Genomic DNA, 23,682 nt, shown 5'->3' with positions numbered 1-23,682 from the left:
GTCGGTCATGGTGGCTGGGGAGCGGTTTCGTAAAGCGCTACGAAACCGGGATGGCGGTAGCCGGCGCGCTGTAGCCAGGCGATTTGGCGCGCGGCGTGCGTGCGCGCGCCCAGGCGCACCTGCGCGCGGCTCCAGGCGTCGAGCACGACCCGGTCGCGGGTGTCGGCGGCGAATTGCGCCAGCAATCGATCGACCTGCTGGAAGTCGACGCGCGCGCGCGCCGCTTCGCCGGCGGCGGCGTAGCGCTCGCCGCGCCAGGCCAGCGCGCGGGCGAAGCTGGAGCGGTTGGGCAGGTCGGCCGGCGCGCCTTCGTGCAGGCTCTGCAGGTCGGCGATGGCCGCGTCGGCGTCTTCGGCCGAGGCCAGCGGATCGGCCTGGACCAGGCGCAGGCGCACGGTCGCGTCCAGCAGCCGCCATTCCGGCGGGCGGTCCTTGGCCTGCATGATCGGCGCCAGCGTGCGCTGGGCCGCGCGCAGGCGTTCGAGCGCGCTCGCGCGCGCGCCGGCCATGGCCGCGACCCAACCGGCGTGGGCGTAGGCGTGGCCGAGGTTGCGCTGCCAGGTCTGGTTGTCGGGCTGCTGCTCGGACAGATTCTTGAGCATGCGCACCGACTCGGCGATCTCGCGCTCGGCCTGCTCGGTCTGGCCGCGGTCCAGCGCCAGCACCGAGCTGCGCAGCAGCGAGGTCGCCAGCTTGCGCCGCCATTCGTCGGCGTTGGGCTCGCTGTCGACCAGTTCGCGCAGCATCTGGGTCTGCGCGGCGTAGCCTTGCGCGGCTTCGGCCAGCAGCCCGCGCGCGTCCTGCGCGCTGCTCAGCCACGACAGGCTGTCGACCAGTTCGTAGCGCAGGTTGCTGTCGTCGGGCTTGTCGGCCAGCAACTGGCGCTTGATCGCCGCCGAGCGCGCGAACAGCTCGCCGGCCTCGTCCAGGCGCTGGCCGCTGTAGGCCAGGGTGCCGAGGTTGTTGAGCGCGTAGGACAGCTCCAGCCGCCAGCGCGGATCGTCCGGCGCGCGCTGGACCAGCCGTTCGGACGCGTGCAGATAGGCCTGCCAGTGCGTGCGGGTGGCGTCGAACTTCTTTTGCTTGTAGTCGTGATAGCCCAGCCAGTAAGCGGTGGTGCCCGACTCGGCCAGCGCTTCCAGCGACTGCGGTTCTTGATCGAGCGCGCGCGCGGAAGCGGCGTGGGCGCGCTCGAAGGCGACGCGCGCGTCGTCGAACTTGCCCTGGTCCAGCAGCACCTCGCCGACCGTGCGCAGCGCGCGCGCGTGGCTGACCAGTTCGCGCGGCTGCATGTCGGTTTCCGGCATGCGCTCCAGATAGGACAGCGACTGGTTGGCGATGCTGCGCAGCAGTTTCAGATTGCCGAGCGGGCGCAGTTGTTCGGCCAGGTCGTCGAGCATGAAGGCGACCAAGGTCTGCGCCTGATCGCGCCGCTGCTCGGCCTCGCGCCGCGCCTGCCACGCCTGCAGGCCCAGGCCGGTGGCGACCAGCGCCAGCGCGCACAGCGCGCCGATCGCGCCGGCGCGCAGCCATTGCTTGCGCCGTTGCTGGCGTTCGCAGGCGTGCAGGAACTGCAGGTCGTCGGCGTCGAGCTGGTCGGGCAGGCGGCGGGCGGCTTCGCGCGCCTCGGCCAGCGGCCGGCCGGGATTGAGCAGGTGATCGTTGCGCCGGCCTTCGGCGGCCCAGCGCCGCGCTGCGCGTTGCAGGCGTTCGCGCGCCTGCAGCAGTTGCCGGTTCTCGCGCGTCCACTCGCGTGCGCGCGGCCATTGCCGCAGCAGCGCTTCGTGGGCGACGCCGAAGCCGGGCTCGCCGCCGCTGAGCTCGCCGACGAACAGGCGCGCGCGCACGAAGGCTTCGGCCAGCTCGCGCGCGGCCGCGCCGTCCAGGCTCGACCACGGCACCCGCCGGCCGGTGACCGAGTCGCTGTCGGGGCGGATCACGATCAGCGCCTCCAGCACCCGCTCCAGGCTGGCCTGTGCGCTCGCCGGCAGTTCGGCGAACACCTGCTCGGCGCGGTGCGCCAGCGCGCCCTCCAGGCCGCCGAGCTCGCGGTAGGTCGCCAGCCGCAGCAGGCCGCCGTCGCCCTGGCGTTCGTACAGCGCCTGCAAGGTGTGCTGCAGCAGCGGCAGCGAATCGGGATGTTCGGCGGCGGCGTCGCGCAGCAGGTCGTCCAGGCGCAGCGAGCTGTCGGGGTCTTCCTCGAAGCTCAGGCCGGCCAGCGCGGCGGGCGCGCGGATGATCTGGCCGATCTCGCCGATGCGCGGGGTCAGCAGGTCGATGTGGCCGTCGCCGGCCTTGAGCTCGGCCAGGCCCGGCACCTTCTCCACCAGCGCCGGATAGAAATCGCTGCGGGCGATGGCGATGGCGGCCACGCGCGGGCTCGAGCACAGCGCGTCGAGCGCGGCGCCGAAGTCGCGGCGGTCGGCGTCGCCGATGCCGGGCGCGGCGACCGCGGCTTCGGCGTGGTCGACCACCAACAGCAGGTGCGCGCGTTCGGCCAGCGGCGCGGTGCGGCGGGCGAAGGCGTCGTCGATGCGCGCGCGCACCGCTTCGGGCGCGCTGCGCAATTGCTGTTCCAGCCACTGCGCTTCGCCGTCGAGGAACACCGGCCGGCCGTCCAGCGACCACGCGCACAGCGCCGCCGCCAGCCGCGCCAGCAGGTCGCCGCCGCGGCAGGCGCCCAGATCGAAGTAGGCGCTGGCCAGCGCGTGCAGGCCGTCGAAGCCGCCGTCCTGGCGCAGCAGCGGCAGCACCCCGGCGCGCAGCAGCGAGGTCTTGCCGCAGCCGCTGGCGCCGGCGACCAGGACGAAGCGGCGCTGGTTGTCGATCTGTTCGCGCAGCGTCGCCAGCAGTTCCGCGGTGGCGCGGCTGCGGCCGAAGAACACGCCGCTGTGGTCCTGGTCGAACGAGCGCAGGCCGACGTAAGGGCTGCCCTGGGTCCACGCCGCCGCGCGCGGCAGGCCGCTGCGGTAGTCGTCGGGGAAGCTCACCGGCGCGACCAGGCGATAGCCGCGCTTGCGGATGGTCTCGATGAATTCCGGTTCGCGGCTGCTGTCGCCCAGGCGCCGGCGCAACTGGGCGATGGTCTTGTGCACCGGGTTGTCGCCGTAGAACGTGCCGCGCCAGATTTCGATCAGCAACTGCTCGGCGCTGACCACCTCGCCGGCGCGTTCGGCCAGCGCGATCAGCACCTCCATCATGCGCGGTTCCAGCGCGGTGGACTGGCCGTCGCGCACGATCGCCAGGCGGTCGGGCTGGACCAGCAGCGCGCCGATGCGGAACTGCGAGACGCTGGCCAGGTTCTTGATCCGATCGACGCGTTGGGGCATCGCAGCGTCCGCTCGCCTTTCGTTGCTTCAGTCGTCGGGGCCGATGTCCGCATGAAGCCTCATGCGCGCCCCGCAGCCGCGATGCGCAGCGCGCATCGGGCGAGAGGCCGCCGTGGACGTCGCGCCCCTTCGCGGCGTCGGGCGGGGTGTTGCAGTGCGCAAACTAACAAACCTTGTGGTCTGCGTCTGTATCGGATGTGCAACCGCCTCGTGCGTTCGCAGTATGGGCAAACTCGTCGTCGCGCTTGTCCGCTCGCGGTCGCGTTTTGCGTAACGCGCGCGGGCGCGCGACGGGCGGCGCTGGCGAGGAGGTGCGCACGTGCGCGGCACGAACGTGCGGATAGCCGGCGGCGAGGCGGTCGCGGCGCGATGCGCGCAAGGGTGGGTCGATCAAAAAAAAGCCGGCCGGGGGCCACCCCCCGCGGCCGGCACAGGCTTGCGGCCGAGGGGGATCAGCCGCAGCAATAGCAGACGTCCGGGCGGCCCGGGCCGCCGGGGCCGAGGTCGCCGCCGAAGCCGGGGCATTCGGCGCGGCACGAGACGTGGTCGCAATAGTCCGATTGCGCCGGTGCGGCGCCGTTGCCGGCGACCACCTGGAGCGCGCCGAATCCCATCGCGGCGCAGAACAGCAGCGCCGCGAAGGCGATCCGGGCACCACGCTTGCGTTGATTCATCGCACTGCTCCTGTCGTTAGCGCCACGTTCCTCGCGGCGGCGGGCGATGCCCGACGGCGCGAGCGCCGTCGTGGCGGTGGGCTCGCCCGCGTCGCCGCGGTCGCGCCCTGCGCGTGGACGCCGCGGAACCGTCGCCGCGCCGTGGCGCGCGCCGCGTCCGCGTCGCCGGCTTCGCGGCTAGCGCGAGGCCATCGCTGTCGGGTTCGAGGCCGTCGGGTTCGAATCGGGCCGCGCCGGCGCCGGCGCTTCCGCCGCCGCGCGCAGCAATTCGTGCAACGGGGTCTTGCCGTTGAGTTCGCCAACGCGCTGATAGCGCACCCGGCCGTCGCCGTCGATCACCAACAGCGACGGCAGCCGGCGCGCGCGGAACAGCGCCAGGGTGCGGCGGTCGTCGTCGACGGCGGCCAGCGGAAATTCCAGCGCGTGTTCGCGCGCATAGGCGGCGGCCTGCTCGGGGCGGGCGAAGGCCACGCCGATCAGTTCGACGCCGTCGTGGCGGCGCAGCTCGCGCGCGGCCAGCTTGAGTTGCGGCAGCGAGGCGCGGCAATGCGGACAGGTGGTGTTGAAGAAGAACAGCACCTGGCGCCGCCCCTGCGGCTGCCCCAGCGACAGCGCGCGGCCGTCGAGCGCGGTGGCGGCCACTTTCGGCACGAACATGCCGACATACGGGCGATCGACCCGCTCGACCAACCAGCGCTGGCCTTCGCGCAACTGCATGACCTGCCAGCCCAGCGCCACCACCAGCGCGCTGGCCAAGGCCAGCGCCGCCCATAACAGATAGGGCGGACGCGGATTGGGTTCGGCAGCGCTGTCGGGTGGCGACGACATGGCTGCGACCCTAGCAGCGCGCGCAGATGGCGAACTTGACGCGGCTCACAGGGCGAACGCGGCGGAGCGGGGCGGTTGCGGGCGGTGCGCGAAGCGGGTGGCAGGCGGCGTGTCAGTGACGCTGCGGGCTGGCGAGTTGCGCAGTGGTTGCGGTGTCGCGGTCGCGGCTTGCGCCGCTCCTACAGGGAGCTTCGGATGGTTCGTTCGCGGCTGTAGGAGCTGCGCAAGCTGCGACCGCGACAGTCGGCTTGCGACGCAAGCGCGGTGTCGCGGTCGCCGCTCGCGCCGCTCCTGCAGGGGCTTGGGTTTATCGCCTGGCGACGCTCAACCCGCGCACTCGCGCACCTGCAGCACCGGCGCCGGCTTCTGCTTCAGCGCCTGCGCCACGGCCACGCCGAGCAAGGTCAGGCCGCCGCCGATCCAGTGGTACAGCTGCAGCGGTTCGCCCAGCAAGAGCACCGCCAGCAGCGCGGTGAACACCGGGGTGAGGTTCATCAGCACCGCGGTCTTGTCGGTGCCCAGGCGCAGCAGGCCGTGCATCCAGAACCACGGCGCCAGGGTCGAGGCGAGGATGCCGGCGTACAGCACCAGCGGCAGGTTGTGCGCGGTCAGCGCCACCGACGGCGCCAGCGCGAAGCCTGGCAACAGCAGCACGGTGCCGCACAGGATCTGCAGGTACAGCGATTCGCCGTTGGGGATCGGCAGCGCCCAGCGCTTCACCAGCACGCCGTACAACGCGTACGAGAACGCCGCCAGCAGCATCATCATCTCGCCGCGGCCGAGGCCCTGCTGCAGCAGCCGCGCCGGATGGCCGCCGCTGAGCAGCCAGGTCAGGCCGACGAAGGAGACCGCCGCGCCGATCAGCATGCCCGGCGAGGGCCGGGTTTTGAGCAGGACCATGCCGATGAGCATCGTCATCGGCGGGATCGCCGCCACCACCAGGCCCATGGTCATCGCGCTGACGCTGTGCGCGGCGAAGTAAGCCAGCGACTGGTACAGGACCATGCCCAGCGCGGCCAGCACCACCAGCTTGCGCCAGTACGGCCGCACCTGCGCGCGCAGCTTCCATACCCGCGGCAGCAGGAACGGGGTCAGCGCCAGCAGCGCGACCAGCCAGCGGTAGAACGAGATCGCCGCCGGCTCGATCGCGCCGGCCGAGAGCTTGCTGACGATCGTGTTTCCGGCCCAGATCAGGGTGGCCAGGATCGGCAGTAACAGGTGCATCGCAGACATCCTTCGTACAACGGGTACAACGTGGGGGCAGGCTATTTTAGAATGTCGGGTAGCCGGCAAATGCCGATAACCCGACACGCCGTAGCGAACCCCGGACAAATGCGCCGCAGCCGCCAGTTCCATTACCCCTACCGTTCATTACCGGGCCCGCTGCTGTTGCGCTACGAGGCGCTGGCGGTGGATACCGAAAGCGCGCTGCACCGGCACCCCTGGGGCCAGCTGGCGTTCGTGGAATCCGGCAGCATGTCGTTCGTGGTCGAGGGCCAGCCGCTGTTCGCGCCGCCGGGCTATGCGGCGTGGATCCCGGCCGGCATGGACCACACCTCGCACAACCGGCGCGAAGCGAAATGCCGCTTGATCAACATCGCCGAGCGCTACACCCCGGCGCTGCCGGCCGCGCCCGGCATCGTGCGCCTGCATCCGCTGTTCCTGGCCGGGGTCGAGGACTTGTTCGACCGCGGCATCGAGATCCCCGACACGCCCGCCGACCGGCGCCTGGCGCGGGTGCTGATCGACAAGCTGCTGGCCACGCCGATGCTGCTGAGCTTCGTCCCGCACAGCGACGACCGTCTGCTAGGGCCGATCCTGGACGCGTTGCAGCACGCCCCGGGCGACAACACCACGCTGGCGCAATGGGCGCAGCGCGTGCACACGACCGAGCGCACCTTGAGCCGGCGCTGCCGCGACGAGTTGGGGATGTCGTTCGCGCAATGGCGGCAGCGCCTGCGCTTCCAGCAATCGTTGCCGCTGCTGGAGCAGGGGCGCAGCGTGCAGCAGGTGGCCGCGCAGATGGGCTATGCCAGCGCGTCGGCGTTCATCGCGATGTTCCAGCAGTTCAGCGGGACGACGCCGCAGAGGTTCCGCGGGGCGAAGAGCGGCTAGGTGGCGGGTGTCGCGAGGCGGATGTCCGGGTCTGGCGCGGGTTGCGGCGTAGCCCGGTTTTCGCGGTCGCAGCTCGCGCAGCTCCTACAGGGAGCTCTTGTAGGAGCTGCGCGAGCTGCGACCGCGACAATGCAGCTACGGCGAACCCCGCCCGTTCCCGCGAAGGCCGCAACCGCTCAGCAAGCTCGCAAGCCTCAGCGCTTCGCCGCCGCCGGTTCCGCCTTGGCCGCGTCCGCCGCCTTCGCCGCCTCATCCGCCGCCCGCTGCGCCGCCACTTCTCCGCGCACCTGCGCCAGCATCGCATCCAGCGCCGCGCGGTCGTGCACCTGGCCGCGCAGCACGAAGGTGTCGATCTTGCGCGTCGAGCCGATGTCGCGCAGCGGGTCGGCATCGAGCAGCACGATGTCCGCGGCCTTGCCCGCCGCGAGCGAGCCGTGCTGCTTGTCCTGGCCGAGGAAGCGCGCGCCGTTGATGGTCGCCGCCTGCAGCGTCTGCAGCGGGGTCAGGCCGCTTTCGACGAAGCGCTGCATCTCGTCGTGCAGGCCGACGCCGGGGTAGTTGAACGAGTTGAGGAAGCCCGCGTCGGTGCCGGCCAGGATGTTGACCCCGGCCTGTTGCAGCAGCGGCAGGATCGAAGCGTTGCGCTGGTAGCGCTCGTGCCGGCGCACGATCGCGGCCGCGTCGTCCTTGGCCGCGCGCTCGACCCGCCACGCATACGTCGCCTGCAACCCAGGGCCGATGTACTGCAGGTACGGGTCGTTCTTGTGATCGTCGCGGTCCAGATAGGTGGTGACGAAGCTGCCGTTGAGCGTCGGCGTCACTGCGGTGCCGCGCTGGGCCAGGCGCCGGTACGCGGCCAGCGCGGTCTTGCGGTCGAAGCTGGCCTGGATGCGGTTCCAGCCTTCGCGGCTGTCGATCTCGCCGCGGCGGACCATCGCGCTGATCTGCGCTTCCTGCGACGAGCCGGCCTTGTACGCGTATTCGATATGTTCGATGGAACTCAGCCCGGCCTGGCTGACCTCGTCGACCGGCAGCACGAACGGCAGGTGCGCCGAGACCCGCAGGCCGCGCGCGCGCGCCTGCTGCAGCGCGTCCATGAACAGTTCCGGCGACAAGGTGTTGTCGGTGATCTTGACGAAGTCGACCTTCCAGCCCTGCAACTGGTCCAGCGCCTTGGCGATCTCCGCGTGGCTGCCGACTTCGATGTCGCCGGGCCAGATCGACTTGTAGCCTTCCAGCTTCGGCCCGGAGGTGAAGATGGTCGGGCCGTCGAGGCGGCCGGCGGCGACCGCGTCGCGCCATTCGAACACGCTCGGGCTGAGGTCGCCGGCGGCATCGCGCACCGCGGCGATGCCGTGGGCGACGTACAGCGGCAGCAGGTTCTTGTTCTCTTCGATCAGCTTGTCGCCGCCGCCGAAGTGCACGTGCATGTCCCACAGGCCGGGGATCGCGTACTTGCCGCTCGCATCGATGCTGCGCTGCGCGGCGAAGCGCGCGGCCTTGGCGTCCGCCTCGACCGCGACGATGCGATCGCCGCGCACGGCGATCAGGCGGTCGCTGCGCAGCTTGCCGGCGATCACGTCGACGACGTTGGCGTGGCGGATCAGCAGGTCGACCGGCTCGGCGGCGTGCGCGCCGGCGGCGGCGAAAACCGCCACGAACAGGGCGAGCGCGGTGCGGCGCGGGGCGATGCGGTGGGAAGCGATTGGGCGGGAAGCGGTCATGCGGAGCGGGCTCGTCGGCAGCGGCGGGAGGCCGCCGGTCAGGCCCGGATCATCGGCCGCCGCCGCGCCGCGCGCCAGTACCGGGTCGGGCGGAGGTGATGGATCGGATCGGGTGTTTCGGCGCGCAAGCCGGCGCCGGAAGGCGGGCGGGGAACGTCGGCGCGCTTTCGGCGCAACGGTTCGTCGAGTTGTAGCAGTCACGAAAAACGTGTCTTTTCGCCGCGCATAAAAAACGGGCCGGCATGCGCCGGCCCGTCGTATTGCCTGGAAACCGCGGCTCAGCCCTTGGCGGGCTTGGCCGGCGCCTCGCTCTTCGCCGCAGGCTTGGCCGCAGGCGACACCGGCGCCGCAGCGCCCGCCGCCGAGGCCTGCCAGCCGCAGCTCTTGCCTTCGTTCTGCTGCTTGAGCCAGGTCTGCAGCGGCGCGAAGTATTCCAGCACCGCCGAGGCGTCCATCTTCTCGCCGCCGGTGAGTTCCTTCATGGTCTGCTGCCACGGCTGGCTCGCGCCCTTGCTCAGCATCGCCTCGAACTTGGCGCCGGCGGCCTTGTTGCCGTAGAAGCTGCACTCGTACAGCGGGCCCTTGTAGCCGGCCGCATCGCACAGCGCCTTGTAGAACTGGAACTGCAGCACGTGCGAGAGGAAGTAGCGCGTGTACGGGGTGTTGCCCGGCACGTGGTACTTGGCGCCGGCGTCGAAGAACTCTTCGCCGCGCGCTTCCACCGGCGCCACGCCCTGGTACTTGGCCTTCAGTTCCCACCACGCCTTGTTGTACTGGTCGGGCTTGATCGAGCCGTCGAACACGCCCCAGCGCCAGCGGTCGATCATCAGGCCGAACGGCAGGAACGAGACCTTGGCCAGGGCCATGCGCATCTGCGCGTTGATCAGCGCTTCCTGGCTCTGCTGCGGGTTGGCGACCATGCCGATCGAGGACAGGTACTTGGGCGTCATCGCCAGCACGATGGTGTCGCCGATGGCTTCGTGGAAGCCGTCGTGCGCGCCGGTCTGGAACAGCGGCGGCTGCTTGTTGTAGGCCAGGTAGTAATAGACGTGGCCGAGCTCGTGGTAGATCGTGGTGAAGTCTTCTTCGTTCGGCTTGATGCACATCTTGGTGCGCACGTCGCCGCTCATGTTCATGTCCCAGGCGCTGGCGTGGCAGACCACGTCGCGGTCGCGCGGCTTGACGAACTGGGTCTTGGCCCAATAGCTGTCGGGCAGCTTGGGCATGCCGAGCGACACGTAGAAGTCCTGCGCGCGCTCGGTCATGCGCTTGGCGTTGGCCAGCGAGGCGTCGACTTCGACCTGCGCCTGCTGCGCGGCGCTGGCGCCTTCGCCGCCGCCCTTGGCCTGCTGCGCGTCGAGCGCCTGCTGGTACTGGCGCGCCAGCGCTGCGTTGATGTCGAGGCTGCCGGCCTGCTGCTCGCTGTACGGCGCCAGCACGTCCCACAGGTTGCCCCAGTCCTGCTGCCACATGTTGCCGAGCAGATGCGCCGGCAACAGGCCGCCGGCGACCTGGCCCTTGTCGTTGCCGTACTTGGTTTCCAGGCGCGAACGGGTGTAGCAGTGCAACTGTTCGTACAGCGGCTTGACCTGGCCCCACAGGCGGTCGGTCTCGGCCGACAGTTCCGCCGGGCTCATGTCGTAGCCCGAACGCCACAGCTCGCCGGTGTCGGCGTAGCCCAGATTGCGCGAGCCTTCGTTGACCAGTTCGACGAAGCGCGTGTAGTCCTTGCGCATCGGCTTGGAGATGGTGTGCCAGCCCTTCCAGGCGTCGAGCTGGGCGTTGTAGTCGCGGCTGTTGCGCAGCACGTCTTCCAGTTCGCCGAGCTGGCGGCAATCGGTGTCGCCAGGGCCGCTGCAAAAGCTGCCCGAGCCGTACATGCCTTCCATGCGGGTGGCGATCTGGGTCAGCTCGGCGAGCTTGGCCGGATCCTTCGGCGCCGGCATCGCGGTGCCGATCTTGAGCAACTGGATCGCGCGCGCGGTGGCCGGCGACATCGGCTGGCCTTCGAACTTCTTGGACTGCTCGATCCAGTTGTTGAGCTGGCCGAGGTAGCGCTCGTTGGCCTTGGCCGAGAGCAACTGGCTGTCGTCGTTGATGTAGGTCGACGACAGCCACTGCGCCGCGGTCATCTCCGGATACATCTTCTTGTATTCGTCGTTGACCCGGGCGATGAACTGGTCCGCGGTCTCGCCGGCCGGCGCGGCGGCCGGGGCGTTGGCGCTCGGGGCGGGGGCGGGTTCCTTCTTGCAGCCGGCCAGGCCGAACACGGCCGCAGCGACGCCGAGCGCCAATAAGGCGCGGACAGGTTTCATGTGTGCTCTCTCCAGTAAAAAGTGTCGCGCTTGGCGCGCGAACCGGAAGGCTAGAGGGCAGGTGGGGATGGCGCAAGCCGCACTGCGACGCCGGGCGGAGACGGCGTGCCGCGCAGCACATGCTGAGACGGGTTTGCGCAAATCCGGCACAGTTGTGGTGATGAAAGCGTTTACATGAAGCACGCCAAATTAGTTTCTTTGGCCGATTCGGGCGTTTTATCTACGACAAACTGCTGACAGGTTCGCGAAAACAAGTTAAGAATTTGTTTTGTGTAACCGGTTAGATTGTTAAATATTCGGTATTCACATCGCATCGACGCAACGCTCGCGGCTTAGGTCGCGGTTTCGTTCAGTCTGGGGAACAGCGCGTGAGCGGTCAGGGCGGGCGTTTGTCACGAAAACGGATTTGATTTGTGACGCGAAAACGGAAAAAGTGACGTCCAAGGGCAGCCGCTGGTCGGCTGGCCGCGCCGGGGTGGGGACTTCGGCACCGCGTATTGGCTGCAACGGATAAGGCATGAAACCGACCTTGGGCTCCGCTAACGGCAAGTTGCACACGGCCACGCTGACGGCGCTGCCGCCGCGCGGACGCGAGGGTGGCGCCCGCTTGTTCAGCGCCGACCTGAGCTGGACCCAGGAGCCCGAAGCGCCGGTGCGCAGCCGCCGCCCGTTCGCCCGCCGCCTCGTGCGCATCGCGCTGTTCGCCCTGCTGACGATGGCCGCGGTGGGCGTGGTGGTCATCAACGGCCCGGCCGACGCCGGCCCCAACCGCAGCGCCGCGCGCGCCTTGCCCGATCCGGTCAGCGAAGCGGAGGTCGAAGTCGACCGCGCCGTGGCGCTGCCGGAACTGGCCGCGCCGACGGCCTCGCAACGGCGCGACCGCCTCGCCGCGCACTGAGCGCGGCGGCGAAGAACTCGGGGAGAGTGGCGCCTGGATGGCGCTTCAGGGGAAGGGAAGCACGCAACACGCAACGCGCAACACGCAATGCAGGCAGTACCCGCCGGAGCCGGTTATGGGGATAGCCGCTCCGCACCGTTTGAATGGCGTCGGCGCCAGGGAGGGCGTCGGTGGCCGCTCGTGGCGATGCGCCGCGCATTGCCGGCTTGCATGCGACTTGCCCGCTGAGGCTTCAGCGGTCGCGCTCCGAAGTCCACGTCGTGCCCGTTCGCCCGATGTCATGGGGCGACGCCCTTGTGCGAGCGGCTCTTGTAGGAGGCGCTCTTGTGGGAGGGGCTTCAGCCCCGACGCTCTTGTGCCCGATGGCCGCGCTGTCGCGATCCGAGCGGAGAGCATCGGGGCTGAAGCCCCTCCCACAAGCGCGCCCCGCACAAAAGCGGGGATTCCCGAACGGGAGCTGCTACAGAAGCACGCACCGCAGATGCGCAGGCTGCGAACGCAGCTGCGCGAATTATGCCGTTACGCCGCCAGCGTACGTTCCGGCAACGCGACCAGGCCGCGCTCGGCCAGCCAGCGCCACGACGTGTCCGCATCCTGCTCGACATAAGCCTTCGCCGAGCCCAGCCGGAAGCTGTAGCCCCACGCGTCCATGTCGGCGTACATGCGCTCGCGCCCGACGCCGGGCAGGGCGTCGGCCAGCACCGTCTGCAGCACCAGCACCGCGTCCTCTTCTTCGATCGAGTCGGTGGCGTCGGTGTGCACCGCGGCGCGCCGCTGCGGCGGCAGCACGATCAGGTGGCAAGCCTCGTGCAGCATCGAATGCACCGGCGTGTCGTCGCGCACGTAGACGCGGCTGGCGATGATGCCGGCTTCGCTGTCGCCCCAGTAGCTGCCCGGGATCGCCGCGCCGGCGGGCACGCGCTCCAGCGTCAGCCCGTAGCGGGCGAGCAGGGCGGCGGCGGCGTCGAAGGCGATGTCGGCGAGCAGGAGCATGTGGCGAAGAGGCGGGGTGGTGAGGGTCGCGGTCGCGACCTCATATTTGCGGCGCGATCGGTGGTTTCGCGGTCGCGGCTTGCGCCGCTCCTACAAGGGGATTGCGTGGATGCGAAAAAACGCGGGGCGGCCGGGAGGTCGGCCGCCTGTGCGTCAGGCCTGCGCCGGCGTCGAGCCGGGCGCGTCGGGCAGCGCCACCGAGATGTCGAGCACGTCGTGCTGACCTTCCTTGACCACATCGACCTTGACCGCTTCGACGTCGACGTTGACGTACTTGCGGATCACTTCCAACAGTTCGCGCTGCAGCATCGGCAGATAATCCGGGCCGCCGCGGCCGGCGCGCTCGTGCGCGACGATGATCCGCAGGCGGTCCTTGGCGACCGCGGCGGTTTGCTTCTTGGCCAGCAGGAAGTCGAACAGACCCATGAGCTCAGCCTCCGAAAATCTTGCTGAAGAAGCCCTTCTTTTCCACTTGGGTGAAGCGCATCGGACGGGTGTCGCCGAGCAGGCGGGCGACGGCGTCGTCGTAAGCCTGAGCAGCGTCGGATTCGGTTTCCAGGATCACCGGCTCGCCTTTGTTGGAGGCGTTGAGCACGTCGCCGGATTCCGGGATCACCCCGACGGTCTTGAGGCCGAGGATTTCCTCGACGTCGCCGATGCTGAGCATCTCGCCGGTTTCCACCCGCTTGGGGTGGTAGCGGGTCAGCAGCAGGTGCTCCTTGACGCGCTCGCCGTTCTCGGCGCGGCGGGTCTTGGACGAGAGCAGGCCCAGGATGCGGTCGGAGTCGCGCACCGAGGACACTTCCGGGTTCACCACCACCACCGCCTGGTCGGCGAAGTACATGGCCAGGAACGCGCCTTTTTCGATGCCGGCCGGCGAATCGCAGACGATGTAGTCGAAGCCTTCGGCGGCGAGGTCTTCAAGCACCTTCTGCACGCCTTCCTTGGTCAGCGCGTCCTTGTCGCGGGTCTGCGACGCGGCCAGGATGAACAGAGTGTCGAAACGCTTGTCCTTGATCAGCGCCTGCTTGAGCGAGGCTTCGCCGTTGACGACGTTGACGAAGTCGTACACCACGCGGCGCTCGCAGCCCATGATCAGGTCGAGGTTGCGCAGGCCGACGTCGAAGTCGATGACCGCTACTTTGTGGCCGCGTCGGGCCAGACCGCAGGACAGGCTGGCGCTGGTCGTAGTCTTGCCGACGCCGCCCTTGCCCGAAGTGACAACAATAATCTCGGTCAAAATTCGTTCCTCCGTTCGTGCGGCGTCAGTCCAGCGCCGCAATCTTGATTTGTTCGTCTTCCAGCCAGACCTGCACCGGCTTGCCGCGCAGGTCCTTGGGGATGTCTTCGAGCACTTTGTAATGGCCCGCGATCGCCACCAGTTCGGCATGGAACTCGCGGCAGAAAATCCGCGCGCGGGCGTTGCCTTGCGCGCCGGCGAGGGCGCGGCCGCGCAGCGGACCGTAGATGTGGACCGAGCCGTCGGCGATGACTTCCGCGCCGGCGCCGACCGTGGTCAGCACGGTCAGGTCGCGGTTGTCGGCGTAGATCTGCTGGCCCGAGCGCACCGGAGTGGATTGGATCATTCCTACCGATGAAGCCTGCGCGACGGCCGCCGCGCCGGCCGGAGGCCGCGGCGCCGCTTTGGCCGGCTCGGCCGCCGGCGCGGGCGCCGGGGTTTCGCGTCGCGCCGGCGCTGCGGTTTCGGCCGCGGCGCCGTCGACGCGCTCGTAGCCGGCGCGGAACTTGGCCAGCAACGGCAGGCCCAGCGCCTGCGAGAGTTTTTCGATCTCGCTGGTGCCGTAGGCCAGCGCCACCGGCAGCACGCCGGCGGCGCGCAAGCCTTCGAGCAGGGCCTGCGCGGTGGCGGTATCCGGGGTGTGGCTGAGCCCGCCGAAGTCGATCACCACCGCGGCGCGGCCGAACATGTTGGGCGCGCGCTGCACGCGGCTGCGCATTTCCTCGACCAGGCGCGGCACGTCGAGGGTGCGGATGCGCAGGTTGGCGATGCCGACCTGGCCGATCTTGAGTTCGCCGGCCTGTTCGTAATCCACCGCCACGCTCACGAACACGTCCCGGTGGGGCGCGGCGCGTCGGCGTGCAGGCGCGCGGCCGGCACGCGCGGAACGGTCAGCCACGCGGCTTCGGGCAGGGCGTCGCCGTAGGTCTGGCGCACCCATTCGTAGCTGCACAGGGCTTTCATCAGCATGGCCGCGCGCAGGCCGGATTCTTCCATCACGTGCTGGCCGACCTCGCGGAAACCGAAGCTGCCGTGGAACAGCAGGGCCGGGTCGTTGCCGCCTTCCAGGAACACCTCGCAGGCCAGCTGCGGATAGCGCAGCTCGGCATAGCTTTGGGCGTCGGCGTAGAAGGCGCGGCCGACGCCGCCGCCGCGACGGCGGCTGGCGACGACGATGCGGTCGATGTAGAAGAAATCCGGATAGCGCTCGCGGAACCAGCGGAAATTGCTGCTGTCGTGGCCGGCGGCGGAACCTACGCCGATCAGGAAACCGGCCAGGGTGCCGTCGCGTTCGGCGACGCGGAAATATTCGGCGGTATCGAAGAAGTGACGCAGACGCGCCGCATCCAGCGGCAGGATCGCAGGCCCGGCGGCGTTGTTGAGGGCAAGGACGGAATCCAGCTCGTGCTCGCGCACGTCGCGGACGACGATCGACATTCCAGGCTCCAGATAGTTGCAAGCCGACGCGCAATCCGTGCCGGCGGCCGCGATTATCGCACGGGGGGAGGCCGGGGGGCGAACGCCCGGGTCCATGACTTTCGGACGGCTCCGGGCGAGGGCCGCTACCGTTAGCATGCATTCATGCTGGCTCGCCTCACCCCCACCCAACTGATGCGATTCGCCGGGCTGTTCACCTGGGGGGTGGCCGGGTGCTGGCTGGTGATCATGTGGCTGGAGCCGGAGGCGGCGGCGTCGCTGCCCGGCGGCAGCGAGCACACCTTCTTCCTGCTGATCCTGCGTTGGGTCGCGATCCACCTGGCCTTCGGCGTGGTCTATTGGTGGGCCAGCCGCGGCCTCGGCCAGCGCCGGCCCGGGCCGGCCGACCACGCCCTGCTGCTGGTGCTGACCGCCTGCGCCATCGGCGTGGGCTACTACTCCAACTCCGGCATCGGCAGCATCCTGCTGATGGTCGTGGCCGGGCTGCTGCCGTGGCTGCTGCCGCTGCGGGTCGGGGTGGCCTGGCTGATCCTGAGCAACCTGTCGATCATCCCGGTGTTCGTGATCGCGATCGGCCAGCCGCTGCTGGTCGCTATCGTGCAATCGGTGGCCTACGCCGGCTTCTCCAGCCTGGTGTTCGTCAGCTCGCTGGTGGCGATGCAGCAGGCTCAGGCGCGCGAGGACCAGCGCCGGCTCAACGCCGAGCTGCGCGCGACCCGCGCGCTGCTGGCCGAAAGCGCGCGCATCAACGAGCGCACCCGGATCTCGCGCGAGCTGCACGACCTGCTCGGCCACCACCTCACCGCGCTGAGCCTGAACCTGGAAGTGGCCGGGCACCTGTCGGAAGGGCGGGTCAAGGAACACGTGCAGCAGGCGCATACTCTGGCCCGACTGCTGCTCACCGACGTGCGCGAGGCGGTCAGCCAGTTGCGCGAGAACGGCGCCATCGACCTGTCGCTGGCGCTGCGCCCGCTGGCCGAGAACGTGCCCGCGCTGGACATCCGCATGGATATCGAGACCCCATTGACCCTGGACGACCCCGAGCGCGCCCACGTGCTGCTGCGCTGCACCCAGGAAATCATCACCAACGCGGTGCGCCACGCCGGCGCCCAGCACCTGTGGATCGACGTGCGCCGCGACGACGGCCACATCGTCATGAGCGCGCGCGACGACGGCCGCGGCGCCGACCACCTGGTCGCCGGCAACGGCCTGCGCGGCATGCGCGAGCGGCTGATGCAGTACGGTGGCCAACTGCGAATCGAAACCCGGGCCGAGGCCGGCTTCAGCCTGCGCCTGACCCTGCCCGCCACCGCGGCCGTCATGGGCCGCGAAGGAGCTCCGACATGATCCCCAATCCCATCCGCGTACTGCTCGTCGACGACCAGACCCTGGTCCGGCAGGGCGTGCGCTCGCTGCTCGCCCTGGCCGACGGCATCGAGGTCGTGGCCGAGGCCGGCGACGGCCGCCAGGCGGTCGAGATGATCCCGAACCTGCGTCCCGACGTGGTCCTGATGGACATGCGCATGCCGGTGATGTCCGGCCTGGAGGCGCTGCAGGCTCTGGCCCGCTCCGGCTACCTGCCGCCGACCATCATCCTGACCACCTTCGACGACGACCAACTGGTCCTGGCCGGGCTCAAGGCCGGGGCCAAGGGCTATCTGCTCAAGGACGTGTCGCTGGAGCAACTGGTCGGGGCGATCCAGACCGTGGCCGACGGCGGCTCGCTGGTGCAGCCGGCGATGACCCAGCGCCTGCTGTCGGGCCTGGAGCACATGCGCAACGACTTCGTCAGCCTGGACCGGCCCGACCCGCTGACCGAGCGCGAGACCGAGATCCTGCGGCTGATGGCCGGCGGCTTTTCGAACAAGGAAATCGCCAACTCGCTTGGGGTGGCCGAGGGCACGATTAAGAACCACGTGTCCAACATCCTGTCCAAGCTCGGCGTGCGCGACCGCACCCGGGCGGTGCTCAAGGCGTTCGAGCTGCAGTTGGTCTGAGCCCACGCGTACCGGCCCGGCGCAGTGCGCCGGGCGTTCGCGGGCGCGCGAGCCGATGGCTCGCGAGCGGCGCCCGCTCACCCAAGCTCGGCGTGCGCGACCGCACCCGGGCGGTGCTCAAGGCGTTCGAGCTGCAACTGGTCTGAGGCGTTCGAACCGGCCCGGCGCGCGGCGCCGGGCGTTCGCGGGCGGCGCCCGTTGGCCCGAGTCCGGCATGTGCGGCCGTGCTCGGGCCGTGCGCAAGGCGTTCGATCTGCGCAGGGTTTGAGACAGTCGCGCCGGCGCTTGCCGGCGTGCGCACGGCGGGCCCGGTGGCCTGAGTCCGGTCGCACCGGTACGAGGCGGGATGCAGCGTGGCGCCGACCGTTCGCGGATGCGATCACCGGCCGCATTCGAACCACGCCGGGCTCAAGCCGCGGCGCTCCGGCTCGTCGCCCCGGACCGCGCCCGCGGCGGGCTCTACTTTCGTCGTAATCCACAGCCCGGGCCGCGCGAGCCGGGCCGCGCACGGACCCGTCCGCGCGGACGTTACGGCGGTGGCGGGACTTGACTTGATTTGCGCTTACGCGCCCGCGCCGCGACCGCATACCGGGGCGAATGCGGCTGTGAGGCGGCACAAAGCCGGCCAGTTGCGCGCTTTTCGCCGCCCGCTCCCGCCGATGCCCGTTCCGGTGGGATTTCTTGCTTGTGACGGCTGCCCTTGCCGGGATTTATCTTGCTACGATTGCGGGTCTGCGCCCCTGGCCCGCACCTGGGCCCGGCCCTGGAGAACCCTGAATGACCCGTCTGATCGAGATTCTGATTTCCCTGGCGATCGTCGCCGTGCTGTTCCTGGTCGTCGGCATCGTTCTGCCGTCGAGCCGCCACCTGTCGCACTCGGTGGAGACCAACCGCAAGTTGACCATCGTGTTCGACACCTTGAACAGCCTGCGTCGCTTCAAGGAGTGGAACCCGCTGGCGCTGCGCGACCCCGCGATGGAAATCAAGCTGACCGGCAAGGAAGAGGGCGTGGGCGCCCGCCTGGAGTACTCGTCCAAGGAGCGCGGCCTGGGCAACGGCAGCTGGGAAATCGTCAAGAGCGAGCCGGGCAAGCTGGTGGGCTACAAGATCACCAACCCCGAGCGCGGCGACAACAAGCGCAGCGAGTTCACCCTCAAGCCGACCGGCCGCAACAACCGCAACGTCGAGATCACCCAGACCTACGACGTCGACTACGGCTTCAACCTGCTCGGCCGCTACTCCGGCCTGTACGTCAGCAGCAGCGTCGGCGAAGACATCAAGATGGGTTTGCAGCGCCTGAGCAACCTGCTGGCGACGGTGCCGAACTACGACTACGCCAAGCTGTCGGAAACCGATCCGAACAACGCGCCGAAGGTCGTCGACCGTCCGGCCGAGAACATCCTCAGCGTCAACGCTGCGGTCGAGCGCAACAACGACAAGATCAAGGGACAGATCCATTCCAACATGGAGTGGATCAACAAGGTCATCGCCGCCAACGGCCTGGAAGCGGTCGGTCCGGTGCGCATCGTGACCAACGAGTTCGGCGCCGAGACCTACGACTTCGACACCGTGCAGGTCGTGCGCAAGAAGGGCGACACCGCCACCGGCGATGCCGCCGCGATCGAGGTCAAGGTCGAAGGCCCGGTCAAGGCCTCGCTGCTGCCGGCTTCGAAGGTCGTCGTCGCCTCCAGCGGCGGCCACAACTTCGCCGCGCTGCCGCCGGTGCGCGACGCCGTGCGCGCCTGGGCGATGACCCGCGGCTACACCACCAGCGACCGTCCGTACGAGTCGTGGAAGGCCGGCATCGACCAGAGCTTCGACCCGGCCCTGGGCCAGTTCGACGTCTACTGGCCGGTCAAGTAATTCCGCCGCCCGCGCTACGGCGCGGGCCGGATGCGACACCCGAACGCGCCGCGGATTCCGCGGCGCGTTTTTTTGTGGCGCAGGTTTTGTACGCGAAGGCCCGGACTCGCCCTGTAGGAGCGACGCAAGTCGCGACCGCGCCACAGCGCATACGACGCAAGCTGGCGACTCCGCGGTCGCGACTCGCGTCGCTCCTACAGGGCGAGCCCGCGACATCGCGGCGCTACCGGCCCCGCGCGCCCCACGCCAACGCTGCTATCGTGGAGCGCCTCCCACTTCCCGCGTTCGCCCGCATGAGCGCCAGCGTTTCCGATTCCCGTCCCGCCGCGCCGCTGTCCGCGCGCCTGCTCGCCGCCAGCGGCGGCGTGCTCGCCGCGCTCGCGGTGGCGCTGTCGGCCTATGCCGCGCACGCGGGCACCGACCCGCACGCGCAGGCCCGGCTGCAGACCGCCGCGGTGTTCGCCTTCGGCCACGGCATCGCCCTGGCTGCGCTGGCGCCGCCGTCGCGACGCGCGTTGACGCGCGGTTTGCTCGGCGCGTTGCTGCTCGGCGTGATCGTGTTCGCCGGCGGACTGGCGGCGGCGCACTTCTTCGGCGCCTCGACCCGGCTGGTGCCTTACGGCGGCAGCCTGATGATCCTGGCGTGGCTAGGCTACGCCGTCGACGCGATGCGGCGCTGACATGCCGCGCCACGTCCGCGGGTTCGACGCGCAGGCCGCGCACGAGCATCTGGGCCGCACGTGCCGGCGGCTCGGCGCGTGGATGAAGCGGGTCGACCGGCTGGAGAACGGCCCGATCCCGAACGACCCGCGCTGGCGCGGGCGCTTCGATCCGGTCGATGCCCTGGCGCGCGCGATCTTGTTCCAGCAGCTCAGCGGCAAGGCCGCCTCGACCATCGTCGGGCGGGTCGAAACCGCGATCGGCAGCGCGCGCCTGCACCACGGCACCCTGGGCGGCTGCGACGACGCGACCTTGCGCGCCTGCGGCGTGTCCGGCAACAAATTGCTGGCCTTGCGCGACCTCGCCGCGCGCGAGGCCCGCGGCGAGATTCCCGACCTGCGCGCGATGGCGCACATGGACAACGACGCCATCGTCGCCGCGCTGGTGCCGATCCGCGGCATCGGCCGCTGGACGGTGGAGATGATGCTGATGTTCCGCCTCGGCCGGCCCGACATCTTGCCGGTGGACGACCTGGGCATCCGCAAGGGCGCGCAATACGTCGACAAGCTCGAGGCGATGCCGGCGCCGAAAGTCCTGGCGCAGATCGGCGAGCGCTGGGGGCCGTACCGCACCTATGCCAGCCTGTACCTGTGGCGGATCGCCGACATCGCCGAAGGGGCGGCCAAGCCGGTCAATCGCTCGCAGGGGTGAGCGGTTTGGGAAGTCGCGCTTGCGACGCGATCCGGTGGCTGCGCGGTCGCGACTTGCGTCGCTCCTACAGGGGCTCCGGTTGGTTTCGTTTCAGGCTGTAGGAGCTGCGCGAGCTGCGACCGCGAAGGCGCAGTTACGACGAAACTTTCGCTGCGAGCCGGTTGGCGCGGTCGCGACTTGCGTCGCTCCTACAGGGGCTCCGGTGAGTTTCGTTTCAGGCTGTAGGAGCTGCGCGAGCTGCGACCGCGAAGGCGCAGCTGCGACGAAACTTTCGCTGCGAGCCGGTTGGCGCAGTCGCAGCTCGCGCCGTTCCGGCAACCGATCCCGTTAGGCACCGACCGCGTCGAGTATCAACGACACCGGTTTGCCGGTAACCGGATGCACCGGCTCTTCCAATTCGCGCAACACCAGCCCGCTTTCGCGCAAAACCCGCAGCCAACCGCCAAGGGTGCGGAAGTACCACGGCGCCGGTTGGCCGAAGGCGCCGTCGCAGCCGGCCCAGCTGCCGTCGCGCCAGCCGTCGAGGTAGGGCGCGTCGCCGCAGGCGGTCGGAGGGTGCAGGGTCTGGATCAGTACGTGGCCGCCGTCGCGCAGCAGCGCCGGCAGCGCGCTCAGCAGCGCGTCGACCGCGGCGCCGCCGAGCAAGGAGAAGTTGCACACGATCAGGTCGTAGCGCGCGTTCGATGCGCCGGCGGCGATGTCTTCGTAGCTGAGCCGGGCGTAGCGCTGCGGCGGCGCGTCGGGATCGGCGCGGCGCGCGGCGTCGATGAGCTCGCCGATCGCGTCGATGCCGTCGGCGGCGACGCCGCCGGCGCGCAGGGCGCGGGTCAGCCAGCCTTCGCCGCAGCCCAGGTCGAGCGCGTCGCGCGGGCGCAGGCGCAAGGCGGCGTCGAGGATGGCGCGGTCGGTGACCAAACGACGGCTCTCGATGGCTTGGGCGCGCACCGTCTGCGTCCACGGCGCGGCGTTCTCGCGCCAGGCTTCGAGTACGCGCGCGTCGCTGTGGCGTGCGGTTTCGTCGGCGCTCATCGTTGGCAGCGATCCATGTGCGCGGATACGGCGTTCATCGCGGCGCTCCCTGCGAGTGGGCGAGCCGCGGATCCGTCACGGCATTGCGGCCGGTGTCGGCGCTCCTGGCCGCGAGAGCGTTCATCGCCGCAGCTCGGCCGATCCCGCCGCGCGCCGGTTCATGCCGGCGAATAACGCCAATGCCACGGCTCATAAACGATGCCGTGCGGGTTGTCGCGCGGATAGCTCATCGCGAAGCCGTAGCCGCCGGCGCGTTCGCGCAGCCAGGCGAAGGCGGGCGTGAGTTCGAAGGATTCTTCTGCCGGCGGCTCGCCCGGCGCGCCGATGTCCAGCGCCAGCCCGCTGTGGTGCTCGCTGTAGCCGGGCGCGGCGTTGACGGTGAGGATGTCGCCGACGTTGAGCCCGCGCGCGAGTTTGCGTTCGAAGATGCCCAGTTGGTAATCGTGGCTGCGGTAGCCGGAGATCGCTTCGAGCACGAGGCCGTCGCCCAGCGCGGCGTCGCGCAGGTGGGTCCAGGCGCGCGCGGCGGCCGGGTGCAGCCACAGCGGGCGGCGGTAGCGGTCGAAGCCTGCCAGGGCCAGGCGGTCGGGTTCGGCGATCAGGGCCAGGCCGGTGCGCGACTCGTACCCGTGCGCGTCCAGGCCGAGCGCGTCGAGGCGTTCTTCCAGGCGGTCCAGCGGCAGTTCGCCGACCCGCACCAGGCCTTCGCGGCGGTACTCGACGATGCGTTCGAGCGCGTCCAGCGCAGCGTCGATGCCGTCCTCGCGCATCAGCCGGTGCACCAGCGGCAGCACGCCTTCGGGCAGGTCGGCGGCGAGGAAGCGGCCGTCGCGCTTGCGCCGCAGCACGTGGCGCGCGCGCGCCAGGGCGCGGGCGTCGGCGTTGCTGCGCGCGCGCAGCAGGCCGCCGGGCCATAGTTCGATGTCCGGGGTGTTGATCAGGACGTGGCCGGGTCCGCGCATGCGCGCAGGGTAGCGCGCGGGGGGCGGGGTGCCAACCGCGGTGGCGGCGATGTGTTTGCCGTTTGCGGGGCGGGCGCGTTGCCGGCTGCGGGCGAGTGCGGTGGCGCCACGACCGGAGGCTTCGCGGTCGCGGCTTGCGCCGCTCCTACAGGGGGCTGAGGCGGAAGCGGGTCAGGCGGGGCGCTTGAAGTACAGGCGGGTGCCGAGCACGCCGGGGTCGTGTTCCACCGCGACCAGTTCCCAGCCCTGCGCGCCCTGGCGGTCTAGCTCTTCCTGGATGCGTTCGCGCATCGGCGCTTCGAACAGTTTGTAGGTCAGTTCGATGACGAGGTGCTTCCACGGCTGGCTCATGCGTCTTCCTCGGGGGCGGCGGGGGGCGGTTCCTGGCGCGGCAGGCGGCCGCTGCGGCGCAGGGCGTCGCGCAGCACATATTCGATCTGGGCGTTGAGCGAGCGCAACTCGTCGTCGGCCCAGCGCTGTGCGGCGGCGAGCACCTCGGCGCTGATGCGCAGCGGATAGGCCTTCTTCTCGCTCACCGCCGGCCGGCCCGCTGGTCGTCGCGCGGCGCGCGGTAGTCGCGCTTGAGCTTGGCCAGCGCCAGCATCATCGCCACCGCCACGGCGTTGACCGCGACTAACAGCGCGATGGTCACCCACATCGTCCGGCTCTGGTCGCCGTGCGCCCAGTAGAAGCCCAGCGCGGCCAGGAACATCGCGATCGCCACCATCGCCAGCAGCTTGCCGAAGCGCGATGCGGCCGCGGCCGGGTCGCGCAGGCGCGAGGCGTCCAGACCGTTGATGAGTTGCAGGTTGCCGCGCGCGACCAGCACCGCGGCGACCAGCACCGGCACGCCGCTGATGAGCATGATCGCGGGCAACACGAATTCGTTGTTCGGCAGATTCATCGC

Annotated in this window: 23 protein-coding genes and 1 pseudogene; 7 read left to right on the top strand and 17 right to left on the bottom strand. The window is 70.0% G+C overall.

All coding sequences use genetic code 11. From position 1 onward, the window contains the following. Positions 1–5 precede the first annotated feature (5 nt). From BLU84_RS04660 to BLU84_RS04645, 4 genes are all read right to left on the bottom strand, one after another. Positions 6–3,329 carry an nSTAND1 domain-containing NTPase gene (locus tag BLU84_RS04660; protein WP_074863496.1) on the bottom strand — a complete coding sequence of 1,108 codons (3,324 nt, stop codon included), beginning with the start codon at positions 3,327–3,329 and terminating at the stop codon, positions 6–8. Between the two features lie 452 nt (positions 3,330–3,781). After that, a complete protein-coding gene (locus BLU84_RS04655) occupies positions 3,782–4,003 on the bottom strand; it encodes a hypothetical protein (protein ID WP_074863494.1) in 222 nt (73 codons plus the stop codon). Between the two features lie 177 nt (positions 4,004–4,180). Next, positions 4,181–4,831, bottom strand: coding sequence for a peroxiredoxin family protein (locus tag BLU84_RS04650; protein WP_074863492.1), 651 nt, complete (start codon positions 4,829–4,831; stop codon positions 4,181–4,183). A 324-nt stretch (positions 4,832–5,155) separates the two neighbouring features. Next, the gene (locus BLU84_RS04645) at positions 5,156–6,055 is read right to left on the bottom strand and encodes a DMT family transporter (protein WP_074863490.1); all 900 of its coding nucleotides are present in this window, start codon (positions 6,053–6,055) and stop codon (positions 5,156–5,158) included. Between the two features lie 108 nt (positions 6,056–6,163). Here BLU84_RS04645 and BLU84_RS04640 point away from each other — a divergent pair, with 108 nt between their 5' ends. Then, positions 6,164–6,946 (top strand): helix-turn-helix domain-containing protein, encoded by a 783-nt coding sequence (locus tag BLU84_RS04640; protein ID WP_074863488.1) that lies wholly within the window; start codon positions 6,164–6,166, stop codon positions 6,944–6,946. A gap of 194 nt (positions 6,947–7,140) precedes the next feature. Here the strand turns inward: BLU84_RS04640 and BLU84_RS04635 are convergent, their stop codons facing one another. Both BLU84_RS04635 and BLU84_RS04630 read right to left on the bottom strand, forming a co-directional pair. Then, positions 7,141–8,670, bottom strand: coding sequence for an amidohydrolase family protein (locus BLU84_RS04635; protein WP_074863486.1), 1,530 nt, complete (start codon positions 8,668–8,670; stop codon positions 7,141–7,143). Positions 8,671–8,948: 278 nt separating this feature from the next. Beyond that, the gene (locus tag BLU84_RS04630) at positions 8,949–10,985 is read right to left on the bottom strand and encodes a M2 family metallopeptidase (RefSeq protein ID WP_074863485.1); all 2,037 of its coding nucleotides are present in this window, start codon (positions 10,983–10,985) and stop codon (positions 8,949–8,951) included. A gap of 517 nt (positions 10,986–11,502) precedes the next feature. Between BLU84_RS04630 and BLU84_RS04625 the strand changes: the two genes are divergently transcribed. Next, positions 11,503–11,883: a hypothetical protein gene (locus tag BLU84_RS04625; RefSeq protein ID WP_074863482.1), complete on the top strand. Its 381-nt coding sequence runs from the start codon at positions 11,503–11,505 to the stop codon at positions 11,881–11,883. 232 nt (positions 11,884–12,115) lie between these two features. On the opposite strand, the pseudogene BLU84_RS28240 reads toward BLU84_RS04625, so the two are convergent. The 6 genes and pseudogenes from BLU84_RS28240 to BLU84_RS04600 form a co-directional block, all read right to left on the bottom strand. Beyond that, positions 12,116–12,253: pseudogene (locus BLU84_RS28240) on the bottom strand (DUF6053 domain-containing protein); the annotation flags it as partial. Positions 12,254–12,402: 149 nt separating this feature from the next. Next, positions 12,403–12,876, bottom strand: a complete 474-nt coding sequence (locus BLU84_RS04620) for a hypothetical protein (RefSeq protein WP_074863481.1) — start codon at positions 12,874–12,876, stop codon at positions 12,403–12,405. Between the two features lie 153 nt (positions 12,877–13,029). Beyond that, entirely contained in the window at positions 13,030–13,302 is a 273-nt protein-coding gene (gene minE / locus BLU84_RS04615; protein WP_074863478.1) for a cell division topological specificity factor MinE, read from the bottom strand. Positions 13,303–13,306: 4 nt separating this feature from the next. Next, the gene (gene minD, locus BLU84_RS04610) at positions 13,307–14,116 is read right to left on the bottom strand and encodes a septum site-determining protein MinD (protein ID WP_074863476.1); all 810 of its coding nucleotides are present in this window, start codon (positions 14,114–14,116) and stop codon (positions 13,307–13,309) included. A gap of 25 nt (positions 14,117–14,141) precedes the next feature. Next, a complete protein-coding gene (minC, locus tag BLU84_RS04605) occupies positions 14,142–14,942 on the bottom strand; it encodes a septum site-determining protein MinC (protein WP_074864603.1) in 801 nt (266 codons plus the stop codon). After that, positions 14,939–15,553 carry a GNAT family N-acetyltransferase gene (locus BLU84_RS04600; protein ID WP_074863474.1) on the bottom strand — a complete coding sequence of 205 codons (615 nt, stop codon included), beginning with the start codon at positions 15,551–15,553 and terminating at the stop codon, positions 14,939–14,941. The genes minC and BLU84_RS04600 overlap by 4 nt, the downstream gene beginning before the upstream one ends. Before the next feature lie 144 nt (positions 15,554–15,697). Here BLU84_RS04600 and BLU84_RS04595 point away from each other — a divergent pair, with 144 nt between their 5' ends. From BLU84_RS04595 to BLU84_RS04575, 5 genes are all read left to right on the top strand, one after another. Further along, the gene (locus BLU84_RS04595) at positions 15,698–16,900 is read left to right on the top strand and encodes a sensor histidine kinase (RefSeq protein ID WP_074863472.1); all 1,203 of its coding nucleotides are present in this window, start codon (positions 15,698–15,700) and stop codon (positions 16,898–16,900) included. Beyond that, a complete protein-coding gene (locus BLU84_RS04590; RefSeq protein WP_074863470.1) occupies positions 16,897–17,550 on the top strand; it encodes a response regulator in 654 nt (217 codons plus the stop codon). Before BLU84_RS04595 ends, BLU84_RS04590 begins: the two co-directional genes overlap by 4 nt. A gap of 777 nt (positions 17,551–18,327) precedes the next feature. After that, positions 18,328–19,413 (top strand): polyketide cyclase, encoded by a 1,086-nt coding sequence (locus BLU84_RS04585; RefSeq protein WP_074863468.1) that lies wholly within the window; start codon positions 18,328–18,330, stop codon positions 19,411–19,413. Between the two features lie 293 nt (positions 19,414–19,706). Then, a complete protein-coding gene (locus BLU84_RS04580; RefSeq protein ID WP_074863466.1) occupies positions 19,707–20,093 on the top strand; it encodes a DUF423 domain-containing protein in 387 nt (128 codons plus the stop codon). Position 20,094: 1 nt separating this feature from the next. Further along, positions 20,095–20,784, top strand: coding sequence for a DNA-3-methyladenine glycosylase family protein (locus BLU84_RS04575; RefSeq protein ID WP_074863464.1), 690 nt, complete (start codon positions 20,095–20,097; stop codon positions 20,782–20,784). A gap of 327 nt (positions 20,785–21,111) precedes the next feature. Here BLU84_RS04575 and BLU84_RS04570 read toward each other — a convergent pair whose 3' ends face one another. From BLU84_RS04570 to BLU84_RS04550, 5 genes are all read right to left on the bottom strand, one after another. Continuing rightward, positions 21,112–21,813, bottom strand: a complete 702-nt coding sequence (locus tag BLU84_RS04570) for a class I SAM-dependent methyltransferase (RefSeq protein ID WP_074863462.1) — start codon at positions 21,811–21,813, stop codon at positions 21,112–21,114. 158 nt (positions 21,814–21,971) lie between these two features. Continuing rightward, positions 21,972–22,775, bottom strand: coding sequence for a M15 family metallopeptidase (locus BLU84_RS04565; RefSeq protein WP_074863460.1), 804 nt, complete (start codon positions 22,773–22,775; stop codon positions 21,972–21,974). Positions 22,776–22,946: 171 nt separating this feature from the next. Further along, entirely contained in the window at positions 22,947–23,126 is a 180-nt protein-coding gene (locus BLU84_RS04560; protein ID WP_074863458.1) for a DUF4177 domain-containing protein, read from the bottom strand. Beyond that, positions 23,123–23,311, bottom strand: coding sequence for a type II toxin-antitoxin system antitoxin (locus tag BLU84_RS04555; RefSeq protein WP_074863456.1), 189 nt, complete (start codon positions 23,309–23,311; stop codon positions 23,123–23,125). The genes BLU84_RS04560 and BLU84_RS04555 overlap by 4 nt, the downstream gene beginning before the upstream one ends. Further along, positions 23,308–23,679 (bottom strand): hypothetical protein, encoded by a 372-nt coding sequence (locus BLU84_RS04550; RefSeq protein WP_074863454.1) that lies wholly within the window; start codon positions 23,677–23,679, stop codon positions 23,308–23,310. Before BLU84_RS04550 ends, BLU84_RS04555 begins: the two co-directional genes overlap by 4 nt. Positions 23,680–23,682 lie beyond the last annotated feature (3 nt).

It is taken from the genome of Lysobacter enzymogenes (assembly GCF_900106525.1).
Lineage (GTDB): Bacteria > Pseudomonadota > Gammaproteobacteria > Xanthomonadales > Xanthomonadaceae > Lysobacter > Lysobacter enzymogenes.
Note: the sequence above shows the minus strand (reverse complement) of the source record. Positions and strands in the feature narration are given on the sequence as shown.